We start from the raw sequence: 12,378 nt of genomic DNA on the forward strand, positions 1-12,378 counted from the left end.
CACCCCCCCACCGCCGTGGACATCCTGACCACCATCCTGGGCCGCGACGGCGCCCAACAATCCGCCCACACCCTCGCCGCCGCCGAAACCGACCCCTTCAACCGGCTGCACCTGGCCGCCGACATGTATTCCGACGCGCTGACCGCCGCCGCCGAACAAAACGCCGGCCCCGACGTCATGGCCCGCATCGACACTGCCGCCGCACACCTGGGCCACCACCTCACCGACGCCCAAGCCTGGCCCGTGCTGCGCCGCCACCTGGCCCTGTTGGCCATCGAAGGACACGACCCCATCGACGCACTCCACGACGCCGCGGCCACCCCGCTGGGCGACGCACATGACCCGGCCGCCGTCCTGGACTGGCGTCTGCCAGCCCCCACCGGCGTCGACGCGGCAGACCGTGGACCGCTGCACTGGCTGCCCGCCATCCCCGACGTCATCACGACCGACCCAACATGGGCGACCTACCTACACGCCCGCGCTGACCTCGTGCGAGAGCTCGCCGATCACATCCGCGGCACCGCCCGCGCCTGGGATGCCACCACCGCACCCGCCTGGGCGCGGCCCCTGCTCGACGGCAACCGCAACCTGCTGGCCGAAATCGCGGTCTTTCGCGCCGCCCACCACGTCGATCCCGCCGACACCCGCATCACCGGCCCCGAACAGCACGCCAACCGCTCCGCGATCATCCAACAAGTCATCCACTCGCGCCTCGACGCCGCCCTGACCCGCGCCGGCGCCGACACCGCCCGCTGGCGCCAACTGGCCGACACCATCAACCCCCACCTCACCGACGACCCCTACTGGCCGCGGCTGGCCACCCACCTTGAGGGCGCCGCCCGCGCCGGCGCCGACGTCTCCGCCCTCCTCCACGACGCCGCCACCCAACACGGGCCCCTGCCCGCAGACATGCCCGCCGCCGCCCTGTGGTGGCGCCTGGCCGGCACCCTCGCACCCCCCTCACTGGAAGGCACCGACACCAAACTGCGGCCCCCCTGGACCGCCGAGCTGCACCACCTATTCGGAACCCGCATCGCCGAAGCCATCATCACCGACCCCGCCTGGCCCGGCCTGGTCGCCGCGGTCACCGCCGCGAGCTGGCCCCCACACGATCTGCTCGCCGCCGCCGCCGAACACCTGCACGACATCTCGGCCACCCAGACCATCCGCCCCGACGAATACGCCCGCCTGCTCACCTACCGCGTCGAACTGCTCACCCACCACGCCGCCACCATCGACCCCGACATCCCCCACCCCGCCGAGCGCGCCGAAACATTCACCGGCCAACAGCAATTCGACCTCACCGACCACCACATCGGTGACGCCGACCTGCACGAGCCCCCACCCGACCCCCACGACTACTCCTACGGGTTCGTCGAAGACGACCTCGGCGACCTCGACATCGCCGACCCGCCCACCACCACGCCCGCCAACTCGTCGACGCCATCCTGTCCGGCGGCGGTGGACCCGCTGAACGCGCGGCCGCTGCAGAACTCGCCAAGCTGCACCAACGGCTCGTCGAACAACGCCCCTACCAGCAGGCTCTCGCCCAGGCGCATGGCCGCTGGGTGCACGCCGAAGACACCGCCGAGCTGCACCATCAACTCCTCACCCAGCTTGCCGCCGCGATCACCGCGGCCACCGAACGCGGCGACCACGACATCGCGGACCGCTACCAGCAACACCACACTCAGGTCAGCGAACAAACCGAGCACGTCGACGCCGCGGTACGCACCGCGCGCGACCGCCTCGAGGGTGCGCGCGCCGACCTCATCGACAGCGCCGGCGGCCAGGCCGGCATCGTCACCGAACACCACCTGCACGCGCGCCGCGCGCAAGCCGTGCGCGCCGACACCGACACCCTCAACCTCGCCCGCCGACGCGCCCGCAACCTTGATGACCAGCTCGCCCGCGCCGAAGCCGCAGCCGCCCGCTCGCTAGCCCAAACCCCCGCCCACACTTACGATCTGGGCGCCGATCTCGACCAGCTTCAGGCCGAAGTCGACTTCCTGGACGCGGCCAGCGCTGCCAGCCCCGCCGCCCTCTACACACCTCCGCCGGCCGCCCTCGATGGCCTCGACGACGCGCATCGCCGCGCCGTTAGCGCGCTGACCACCAACATTCACAGCGTCCAGCTGCTCCACCTGCATCCCGGTGCCGACAAAACAGCCACCCTGAGCGCCCTCGCCGACACCGCCCACCACCACAACAAGACCACCTTGGCGGTCACCGGCTCCGACAACGCCCCTGACCACACCTACGCCGACACCACCACCAGCATCGACGACTACCGCGCCGACCTCACCGCCCAGCGACACAAACCACCGCTGGGCAGCCTGATCATCGTCGACGACGCCGACACCCTCACCCCGGCACAACTGCGCTGGCTCGCCCACACCGCCGCGGCCACCAACACCAAACTTGTACTGGTCGCCACCCCCGGTGATCGACAGCCCACCCACACCCTGATCGCCGTGCTCACCAACGACCTGCCCAACACCCAACACCTCGGCACCCCCGACCCCGGCCGCACCCAACCTCGCACCGCCATCGAGCGCGCCGAACACTACCTCGCCGCCACCAGCACACCCAGCCCCGAGCGCAGCCGCGCCGTCGAAGTCCTGTACCAACGCACCCAAGTGCTTGCGCAGCTGCGCGACATCGCCGCCACCGCACAGCGATTGGACTCCATCGCCGAACGCGACCGCACCCGCGGCCGCCACCAGAACCGCGGCAACGGCCTCGAACTCTAAAGTTCACCCGATCGCGGCCGACCTCGCGCCTTCGACACCAGTGGGTCTACGCAGGTTTCCCACTCGTCGCTCTCCGCACTTTTCTGCGTCGTTCACCGAATTTCGATCGTGCATCGGGTGGTTACGAGCGATGACCTCGAATCGGCTAGTGACGTACAGCCTGCGATCTCACGCGGCTGTAAGCCAGCAAATGGAACACCGCGACGGTACGATCAACACACGGAGGTCATCCCGGCGGGCGACGCAGCCCCCGACCTCATTCATCGAAATCTTCGGTCCTTCTCCATGTTTCGTGAGGATAGCTATGTGCGACGAACTGTTTTCTGGCTTCAGTGAAACCGGGTGGGATGAGGCTCCCTGGGACGTCGAACCGACCTTCACTACCGCCGAGTTGCAAATCCTCCTTAACCCCGAGCTCTCGGTCGCAGAGGCGGCCGAACGCGTGGGTTGTGTCGAACACGACGTGCGGCGCTTGCGGCGAACGTCCTGACTCTCCTGGTTACAGGTGGCGGATGGTCGCCGCCCGTTTCAGGCTGCCGCACGTGTCACCTCGCGGCGCTGTGTGACACGGGCCCACGGGCTGGGTACGCAGAGATTGTCTGACCAGCACGCAGAACGGAGAAACACTCATGGGCAACGTCTACGTCGAACCGCGACCCAAAGGCCGCGAAGGAGACGCTATCTCGCACTATGTCGTCGAAGACCACGCTGATAGCGAACTCCACCGGGCCTCAACCCAGCAGGATGCGATCGACTGGGCAAAAAAGCAGGGTCATTCACCACTGGTGGCGCGCGTTCGGCATCTCACCGACAAGAAGAAGCCGGACCAGTGGCGGGCCGTCTGACTCGACATTGTCGGACAGGCGCTAGTGGATTTGGTTGGTGAGCTTGGTGACCAGTGCGGTGTTGAGGTAGCTGGTGGCCGCAGGTCCGCCGGTATTGAGGGCGGTGATGGTCGCGGGATCATCGATGACGACCAGGGTGCCCCCGAAACTGGTGTATTTGGCGGGCAAGCCGGCGTACCCGCCGCCGCCGGCGGCGGGGTCGGTCCGCAATAGCAGCATGACGTCGCTGCGCTGGCCGATGTAGTCGACGTCGTTGATGTTGAAGGGAACCTGCGGTGGGCCGCCAGGGCTGCGCTTGTAGTGGGGGTTGTAGGTGAAGCCGATGCTTTCCAGGTAGCTACTCGGCGGTGACGGGGTCGCCGCGGCCGTGGTCGTGGTCGTGGTCGTGGTGCCTGTGTAGTTGATCACGACGGCCGATTTGCCGAGAAAGCTGCGGTGCTCGGAGCGGATCGTGTTCTGCTCGGATTGCGCCTTGTCCAGTAGCGTCTTGGCGGCGTCGGTGCGACCCAGTGCCGTGGCGACCCAGTTCAGTTGTGTCTGCCACGTCCAGTCTTGGCTGTTGTCGGCGGGCCGGGTCAGTGTCGGCGCGATCGAGGCCAACGCGTTGTAGGTAGGTTGGTCGACGTCGCCGGTGTCGATGATCAGGTCGGGTTTGGCCGCGGTGATGGCGGCGGCATCAGCGGCCGCGAATACCGGTGGGGTTGAGTGCATGAGCGGTTGCAACCAGCTCGGTGTGGTGGCGCCAGCGGCGTTGATCAAGACCGGCTGAGCGCCCAGCGAGAGCACAGCATCGGGGTCGCCGGGTCCGAGTGCGGCGATGGCCACCGGGCGGTGCTCGAGTTTGAGGGTGCCGAATTTGGTGTTCAGGGTTTGTGGCTGGTAGGGGCCCAAGTCGCCGCTGGTGTGACCGAACAGGTGAATGCCCACCACGGTGGCCGCGACCAGGGCAGCAACAAGCACTGTCGCGCCCACGATGAGACGAGTGCGTTTGCGGCCCTTGGGCGTTGGTGCGGAACCGGCAGGGCCAGTCGGCGTTGGGCCGGACGGTACACCTGCGAACTGTTGGGGCATAGCACTGTTCGGTGGCGCGGCTGCTCCGCGGGGATCATAGGCGGGCCACACCGGCTGGGCGTGGGGCGGCGTCGGTGGATAGCTCAGCGTGGGATTGGTCGCGTTGCTCGCCCGGGGCCCGGTGGGGCCGGTGGTGGTCGGTGGCGCAGGGTTATTGGTGAATGCGGCGCTGGTCGCCGCGGCCAGCGCGCCGGCCGTTTGGAAGCGCTGATCGGGGTCTTTGGCGAGCGCGCGGGCGATCACGTCGTCGATCTCAGGTGGTAAAGAGGGGTTGATTTCTGTCGGGTGCGGGACGGGTCGCATCAGGTGTCCGGCCAGCGTTGCCGACAATGAGTTGTCTTCGTAGGGGGTGCGGCTGGTCAGCAGCCGAAACAAGGCGCAGCCCAGGGAATAAATGTCGGTGCGGTGATCGGCCGGGCGGCCTTCGATGGTCTCGGGCGCCGCGTAGGCCGCGGTGCCGACCATCGAGCCTGTCGCGGTCAACGTGGTCGCATCGTCGAGGGCGCGCGCGATGCCGAAGTCGGCCAACAACACTCGCTCGTGATCGCTGCCCGGTGACGAGATTAGGAAGTTTCCGGGTTTGATGTCGCGGTGCAGCACCCGGCGCGAGTGTGCGTAATCGAGTGCGGCGGCGACGTCGGTGATGATGCGCACGATGCGGGTCGGGGTGAGGTTAGCGCGCGCCAAATCGTTAGCGGCGGTTCCTTCGACGTACTCCATGGCGATCCACAGATGCCCGTCGGTTTCGCCGCGGTTGTAGACCCGCACGATGTTGGGGTGGTTGAGGGTGGCGGCCAGGTCGGCTTCGCGGGTGAACCGGATCCGGAACTGGCGGTCCACCGACAGCTCGGCGGACAGAATCTTCAGTGCATCGCTGCGCGGCAATGTGGGGTGGCGGGCCAGGTAGACGGTGCCCATTCCACCTGAGCCCAGCACGTTTTCGATGCGGTATCCGGCGATGACGGTTCCTACGGCAAGCGGCATGAGGGGCTTACTTTCCGGTCAGCATGCGGTATTGGGCGGCCATCATCTGATGTAGTGCGTGTTCTTGTTCGTTTTGCATCTCGTAGGCGTAGCGGTCCGCGCGGGCCACACACCAGTAGGCCAGGGTCTCGTTGAAGCATTTCGCTTTGGGCATGCCACTGATCCCGCGAACCTGGTTCGGGCCGGTCATGTCAGCCACCAGGCGCGCGGCTGAGCCGCTGTCCGGGGTTTGGTAGATCCTGGTTTCCACCACCCAGGCCACCTGTTGCACGGCAGCGGATTTGAACAGCGCCGCCAAATGCACCGGGTCGTCGGGAGCCAGGTGCAGGGCGCCGTGCGCGTCATAGACGCCGTCGCTGATCGACTCGTTTTCTTGCCGGGGTGCCACGGTGCGCGCCATGAGGCCATCAGGATCCAGCGGCAGTTGAGCCATCTGATCAGGTGGCGTGGGTTTGAATTGGTCGACCAGCGGCTGCTGTACATCGAGGGTGGTGGCGATCAATTGGGCTGCCCTATCGGCGTTGTCGGCCGACGTTGCGGCTTGTGCCAACACGTATTGTCCGTGAGCGCTGAGGGCGGTCACCGTGAAACGCGGCCCCCCGGGTTCGGGGTAGTGCGCGGTCCAGGTGTAGCTCAGCGCAGTCGTTGCGGGGTACCGGGGAATCGAGACTGGTTGGGTGGGGACAGGTTTGGTGTCGAATGGCATGGTCAAGGACGCGCCTTTGGCGGCCATGTCGGCGATCGCGGCGGTGGCGTCGGCGGGGCTGGCCAGTTCCAACACCATGTTGAGCAGGTCTTTGTAGGCGCCTTTGTCGGTGTGACGGGCGCTGGAAAACCCGGCCAGCAAGTGGTGGCCGTTAAGGGCCTCACCCAGCGGGGCGCCCAGCAGCGAGTTGACCGCGTCAGTGTCTTTGACCACGCCGGATTCCATTTGCGCGAAGTCGATCAGGTCGGGGTCGACCTCCCAGGGGCCCACCACAGCGCTGGCCAGGCGGCGCCCTTCTGCCCACCCGCCTTGCAGCGCGTCGCTGGCCACGCCGATCGGGGGGCGCGGGGCGGTGGGAAAATTCCCGACATCGAGCAATGCGAGATCGACACCGTCCGAACTGGCCTCTCCCGGGGCTTTGATGGCGCTGCCCGCGATCGTCGTGCTGCATGCCACCGTGATCGCCGCGGCCGCGACGGCGAGGATCAAGGTGAGTGCGCGGACCTTCATGATGTGGTCAGCATCAGGTATTGGGCGGCGATGACTTGGTGGGCTTCGACCTCTTGGGCCGCTGTGGCTTTGAAGGCGTACCGCTCGGCGGTAGCGATGCACAGGAAACGCACGGCGCCCAGGTCGGTGCTGTCGGATCCGCGGTCAAAGCAGCGCGCTGAGGGTAGCCCGTTGATGCCGGGCGCGGAGTGGTAGCCCAGGAACGGGACGTCGATACGCACGAGACCGTCGGCGGCGCGCTGGGCGCCGGTGGTATCGACTGCCTCGTAGACGGTGGTGCGGTCGACGGCGACGCGGGCGATGCCGGCGTCGTTGTACATCGCTTGGGTAGCGATTGGGTCAGACCGAAAATGCAGGGAGGCGTGCGGGGAGTAGACCGCGGACTGATTGATGCTGGGCTCGGTGGCCGGCACGGTGCGGGCCAGCAGCCCGGTCGGGTCGGCGGGCAAGGAGGCCAGCTGGTCTACAGGTGTGGCTTGGAAGTGGTCGGCCGAAGGGCCTTGCAGGTCCAGGGTTTTGGCGATCATGTCGGCGGCTGCGGCGGCGCTTTCTTTGGAGCCGGCGAACTGGAAGAACACGTAGGGTCCGTGCGCGGTGAACGATTCGGCTTCAAAGCCTCCTGAGAGGGCGGCAACGTCGGCCACCGCGGCCGGGTAGCGCGGAATGGGGAGTCGGGTGGCCCAAATGTTGCCTGGGCGCACGGTGGCCAAGTCGGCTGCGCCCATGGCGGCTGCGGCGTCGGCGGCGTCTTGGGTGGTGGGGAAGCGCAACACTCCGTTGTCCAGGATCTTGGGATTGTCGCTGTCGGCCTGTCCTTTCGGTGGTGGCGGGGTGGCGCGGCCGCTGACGAAGCCGGCTACGAAGTGATGTGCGGTGGCGATCGGGGCGATTGTTTCGCCGCGCACCAGCACCGAAAGCCGGCCCGGGTCGGATATGGCGGTGGTGGGTGCGATTTCCGCGTTCGTCGGGCTGATGAGCTTGTCATCGATCTGCCAGGGTCCGGTTACCATGTCGGCCATGCGCTGGGCTTCGACGCGGTGCCCGGCGGCGTCATCGGCCACGTTGCCCAATGGCGGTCGGGGTCGGCGCGGATAGTTGCCGGGGTCGAGCAGCGCCGCGTTGGCCGCCGCCGGTGCTGGGCCGCCGGACTTCACGGCGTTACCGGTCACGACCGACGAGCAGCCGCTGCTGAGCGCGATCCCCGCGGTAATGAGGGCGGTCAGTAGCGGCAGTGATGCGCTCCAGCGTGCATACATCCCCGCGGTGTGAGCCATGGTTCGGTGTGTCGGTGTCACCGGGATGATTCCTGACCCCGCGGTGACTCCGTCTTTCGCGAGTGGCCTGTTTTTCCCGACCAGCGGCGCAAGGCCATGCGATCGACGAAGATCGCGCTAGCCGCCCGGCGTTCTGAAATCGCTTTGTCGGCGACCGCCATCACTGCCAGCTGTCGTACCCGGGCACCAAGTCGTCTCTCTTCCTGGCGGATTCGGTGCCATTTGGCGCCGTCGGCGTCCAGGTCAGCACTGTCGTTGAGGTAGTCGAGTGCGGCGTCGATGGCGCACTGCTGCAGGTCGGAATTGTCAGGGTAGAGCAGCGCGGCATCGCGCGCCGCGCGTTGGAGACGGGCCCGCTGAGCGGAGTTGAGATGGCGGGCTCGCGGTTGGCTCATCGCTGCGGTCACGAGCGCACTGGGTGATCCCTCGGGATCGGCTACGCCGTGTGTGCCCATCCCTCTCCCCCTTTGCCGCGTTGCCGCGCGACTGTGTCGGTCTGGAACCAGATCAGAAAATGGTAGCCGCTGCTACCAGCACGTCAGGCGCGATCGCCAATTTTGTTCATGATCAGTCGGGTGACGTCGCCCGCGCTGTGGCCTGGGGCGGGTGCAGTAGCAGCAGCAGCAGTGTCGCGGAAGTAGGTGATAGAGACCTCGACGATGCAGTTGTCGCGCGCCCCGAGCGCATGCATCTCGCGCAACCGGGTTTCTTGGTCTTGGTTTGCCACGGTGGCTTCCACGACAGAGGCGTCAGCATGCACGTCGCCGACCTCGTAGTGATAACCCACGCCGGCATCTACGCGTGCGCCAACACATCTGGTCCATTGCTCGGTGAACTTCGCGAACAGCGCATCGGCGGCGGCCATTGTCGGCAGCGCAACCACACCCTCCTCCAGGTCAATCACCGTCGGATCGTGATCGGCGTGCGAGTCCCACCACTGTTCGTGCGCGACATTGAGGACCTGGGCGTTGGTGTACACCTCACCCATCAGGATGTGGCTGAGCCCCGCGCAATCGCTTTGTCTAGCGCCGGGCCAATCCCAGAACAGCTCCCCGGGGCCGCCGAATACAGGTGCCCGGTCGATTTCGAACGACTGAGTAAATACGTGCGAGAGCTCGGTGTCGCTCAGCATCGCGTCTTTGATGACCTGGCCGGTCAGGGCGCGAGGTTTAAGGTTGGGTGCTGCCCGCACCGCGCCGTGGACAACATCGGTGCACCCGACCGTCATCGTGATCAAGACCGAGGACACCACGAGCAAGGCAAGCCGAATAACCCTGGGCGACAACCACATCCTGGTCATCGTCATTCCTTTCTTTGTGCAGCCTCGCGGCCACACGGTGAGTGCATTGCCAGCCGATTTTGAGGCCGCCCACCATCGGCGGCAGAGGTTAATGCGGGGTGACGCGGTCGGCCATGCGGGTGGCGATGGCGATGGCCTGATCGTTGCGATTGAAACCGCAGCTGTTCACGTCGATGACGACGTTGTTGCGTGCGGTAAGCGCCCGCTGGCATTGCCAACCCTCGGCGCCTTCCTGGGTATTGATGACGCTGACCATGCCGCCACGATTGGCGACGGTGCCTACCATCCAGATTCCGTCATGAAGGGCCGGGTCGGGATGCAGCGTGATGCCGTTGCATTTCTCCCAGGCTTGGGCTTGCTTGTCGACAAAGTCGTTGGCCGCCTTAGCCGTTGAGTAGTAGATCGCTCCGTCATCGACGATGTTCTCGGTCATGCGCGGGTCTGAGACCGCTTGGATCCGCACCCCCAGATAGCCGCTGTTGTCGAGTTCTCGTTGCAGCGCCGGGTGATGGACGCCGCCGCACTCAGGGTGATCGTTGTCCCCGCCGGAGAAGGCCAGCGTGTCATTCCGCGACACGTCGGCCCTAGGCGTGAGATTTGAGACGCCCAGCATGCTGTTGAGGGTCGTCACATCCAGCAGCACGCCTGGCAGCGCAGAGAGTGGCATCGTTGCCGCAGGTGTGGAGCTGGGGCTGGGCGCGGTTGACGTGGCACTCGAGCGCGGAGCGATCCTCACGTCGGCGGGTCCGTCGGAGCCGCTGGCGAAATTGATCACGAGCCCGACGCACAGGGCGGTGGCTACGACTGCGGACCCAGCCGTTATCCACGCCAACGGCAGCCGGCGACGGTTCGGTGCGGGCCGGGACGGCGACGGCGAATAGCCGGCCGGCGCGCCCCACGCCGGCATTCCCGGTGCTGCAGGCGGTATCGAAGCCGGCCCCGCAAAACCGATAGGCCGGCGAGGCAACACAGTCGTGATCTCCTCGCCCGGGCCAGGGCCGAAAGCCGGCCGTTGACCGGGTTGGTAGACATCAATTGCCTCGGCCTGGGAGTCAGCGGGAGCCGCAGCCCACTGCGGCACCACATGTGATGTTGGGGCGTCATGCGCGGCACGGGTGATCGGCACGTTGGGCTGGTCAGGCATTCGGTGTCCTCCAGGAGTAGGTGACGGCGTGGCGCAAAGGTCGGTCGCTGCGGTGGGGTGACCGTTATCAGCGCCGGCCGGGCCGCTGCCGCAGCCGCCAGGCGCGAAGTCGTTCATTTGCATGCCCCACATTGAAACACAGCATGAAACAGGGCGCAATGCTTTGAAACATTGCACTGCTGTGTTTTTATTGCTAGCGTCTGCGTCATCCCAACCGGGACCGGACACCAGCACCCACGTAAGCGCCGCGTCGTTCACCAAACGCCCGACCTCGATCACGACCCCCGCCAGCATCCAAAGACGAAAGGACCGCCCCGATGACAAACCTCCCTCCTCTCCCCAGCGAGACCCGGTCTGTTGCAAGACCGTTCGCGTCTTTGCAGCTGCCAGCTGACGTGCGCCTGTTCCACACGAACCAAGATTTGGCCTGCCGGCAAGACCCCGAGCTGTTCTTCGATGCACGCCGCCGGCACCGCGCGATCAAGCGGTGCGCCGAATGCCCCTTTCTGGGCCGCTGCGGCTACAACGCGGTCGCCACTGGCGCCACCCACGGCGTTTGGGGCGGAGTGATCCTGCCCGGCGACTACCCGCAGGACCTCAAACCCGTCTACGCATTCCTGGCCGCCCAGTTTGAGCGGCGTCGCCACGCCGAGATCGGTGATATTGCGGTGGCCCCGCTACCGCAGCCCGCCGAACACACCGAGACCCACCACCAATCCCCCAGCTTTCGTGCCGGCGCCGCATAGGAGAGCCCCATGAGTACCGTCATTTCAGAACCTCGCGCGATCGCCAGCGTCGACGACAGCGCCAGCCAACGACTCCCCGTCTGCGGCCCGGCCCGTGGATCGGGCACCGCCAAGCACGCCACAGGTCGCCGCACACCGCGCCTGACCGCCACCGTGCGCTCGACCATCCTCACCGCCGCCGCCTTAGCCCTACTACTGACCGGCTGCACCACCACAGAAGCCGGGCACCCCAGCGCCGCACCCGATCTGGGGCGCTGGCAACCACCGGCGGTCTTGCCTCAGCACCTTGCCGATCTGCTGCTCAAAGACAGCGACGTCAACACCATCGCGCACACCACCGCCATGGCCGTGCGCAAGCCGATCTCGCAGATGTGGCACGACGAGGAGACAGTGTCCAATCCCGGCTGCCTAGACATCTACCAACCGGCCGAAGCCGCCGTCTACCAAGGGAGTAACTGGACCGCGCTGCAAGGCCAAATACTTGACGACGCGGCACCCGTTGCGCCCAAGCACGCGCTGATGCAAGCCCTGATCGGCTTCCGCGACGCCGATTCAGCCCAGCAATTCTTCAGCCAAGCCAAGACACGCTGGTCGGGCTGCGCCAACCAGTCAATCACCGTCATCACACCCGGCCATGCTCCCCTTACCTGGAATCTCGGCGAGCCACAGAGCACCGACACCACCTTGGCCGCCACCCAGACCCACTCAGGCCCGAGCGTCGCCAGCTGCCAACGTGCCATGGGGATCGCCAACAACGTCATCATCGACGCTCTCTGGTGTGGCTTGGACACCACCACGCAAGCAAGCGACATCGTGGCCAAAACCACCGCTGGGATCTCCCGAGACTGAGCGCGCCCCAAGGGACTTGACGCCGGCTCGCCACGAACGGCGGGCCAGCCCCATTCCCCTCGATATCCTACCCCTTACGGAGCGACTATGTCTTGGCCCAATGCCAACCAGCAACCATCCGGGTACCCCCAGCCATACGGACACCAGCAACCCCGCCCCTATCCCCCCGCCGCGGGGCCGTACCCCCCTGGCGCAC

At 66.5% G+C, this 12,378-nt stretch carries 11 protein-coding genes and 1 pseudogene; 6 read left to right on the forward strand and 6 right to left on the reverse strand.

Annotated features, from left to right (window positions below; all coding sequences use genetic code 11):
• The 4 genes and pseudogenes from AWC17_RS32650 to AWC17_RS10855 form a co-directional block, all read left to right on the forward strand.
• Positions 1-1,941: pseudogene (locus tag AWC17_RS32650) on the forward strand (hypothetical protein); the annotation flags it as partial.
• A complete protein-coding gene (locus AWC17_RS10845; RefSeq protein ID WP_085164628.1) occupies positions 1,842-2,753 on the forward strand; it encodes an ATP-binding protein in 912 nt (303 codons plus the stop codon). The pseudogene AWC17_RS32650 and the gene AWC17_RS10845, both read left to right, overlap by 100 nt.
• Positions 2,754-3,057: 304 nt before the next feature.
• Complete coding sequence (locus AWC17_RS10850; protein ID WP_047324259.1) at positions 3,058-3,243, forward strand: hypothetical protein; 186 nt, start codon at positions 3,058-3,060, stop codon at positions 3,241-3,243.
• 139 nt (positions 3,244-3,382) lie between these two features.
• Positions 3,383-3,598: a hypothetical protein gene (locus tag AWC17_RS10855; RefSeq protein ID WP_047324258.1), complete on the forward strand. Its 216-nt coding sequence runs from the start codon at positions 3,383-3,385 to the stop codon at positions 3,596-3,598.
• A 21-nt stretch (positions 3,599-3,619) separates the two neighbouring features.
• Here AWC17_RS10855 and AWC17_RS10860 read toward each other — a convergent pair whose 3' ends face one another.
• The 6 genes from AWC17_RS10860 to AWC17_RS10885 all read right to left on the reverse strand — a co-directional run bounded on the left by AWC17_RS10860 (position 3,620) and on the right by AWC17_RS10885 (position 10,587).
• Positions 3,620-5,653: a serine/threonine-protein kinase gene (locus AWC17_RS10860; protein WP_047324257.1), complete on the reverse strand. Its 2,034-nt coding sequence runs from the start codon at positions 5,651-5,653 to the stop codon at positions 3,620-3,622.
• Between the two features lie 7 nt (positions 5,654-5,660).
• Positions 5,661-6,869 carry a DUF7373 family lipoprotein gene (locus tag AWC17_RS10865; RefSeq protein ID WP_047324256.1) on the reverse strand — a complete coding sequence of 403 codons (1,209 nt, stop codon included), beginning with the start codon at positions 6,867-6,869 and terminating at the stop codon, positions 5,661-5,663.
• Positions 6,866-8,143: a DUF7373 family lipoprotein gene (locus AWC17_RS10870; RefSeq protein ID WP_231614292.1), complete on the reverse strand. Its 1,278-nt coding sequence runs from the start codon at positions 8,141-8,143 to the stop codon at positions 6,866-6,868. The genes AWC17_RS10865 and AWC17_RS10870 overlap by 4 nt, the downstream gene beginning before the upstream one ends.
• A gap of 17 nt (positions 8,144-8,160) precedes the next feature.
• Positions 8,161-8,598, reverse strand: a complete 438-nt coding sequence (locus AWC17_RS10875; protein WP_047324254.1) for a hypothetical protein — start codon at positions 8,596-8,598, stop codon at positions 8,161-8,163.
• An 83-nt stretch (positions 8,599-8,681) separates the two neighbouring features.
• Positions 8,682-9,449 (reverse strand): sensor domain-containing protein, encoded by a 768-nt coding sequence (locus AWC17_RS10880; protein ID WP_074020886.1) that lies wholly within the window; start codon positions 9,447-9,449, stop codon positions 8,682-8,684.
• 82 nt (positions 9,450-9,531) lie between these two features.
• Entirely contained in the window at positions 9,532-10,587 is a 1,056-nt protein-coding gene (locus AWC17_RS10885) for a sensor domain-containing protein (RefSeq protein WP_167385568.1), read from the reverse strand.
• Between the two features lie 377 nt (positions 10,588-10,964).
• Here AWC17_RS10885 and AWC17_RS10890 point away from each other — a divergent pair, with 377 nt between their 5' ends.
• On the forward strand, positions 10,965-11,333 hold the full coding sequence (locus tag AWC17_RS10890; RefSeq protein ID WP_158086684.1) for a WhiB family transcriptional regulator: 369 nt from the start codon (positions 10,965-10,967) through the stop codon (positions 11,331-11,333).
• 9 nt (positions 11,334-11,342) lie between these two features.
• On the forward strand, positions 11,343-12,182 hold the full coding sequence (locus tag AWC17_RS10895) for a sensor domain-containing protein (RefSeq protein WP_047324250.1): 840 nt from the start codon (positions 11,343-11,345) through the stop codon (positions 12,180-12,182).
• Positions 12,183-12,378: the final 196 nt, after the last annotated feature.

It is taken from the genome of Mycobacterium nebraskense (assembly GCF_002102255.1).
In the GTDB taxonomy this organism is placed as follows: domain Bacteria; phylum Actinomycetota; class Actinomycetes; order Mycobacteriales; family Mycobacteriaceae; genus Mycobacterium; species Mycobacterium nebraskense.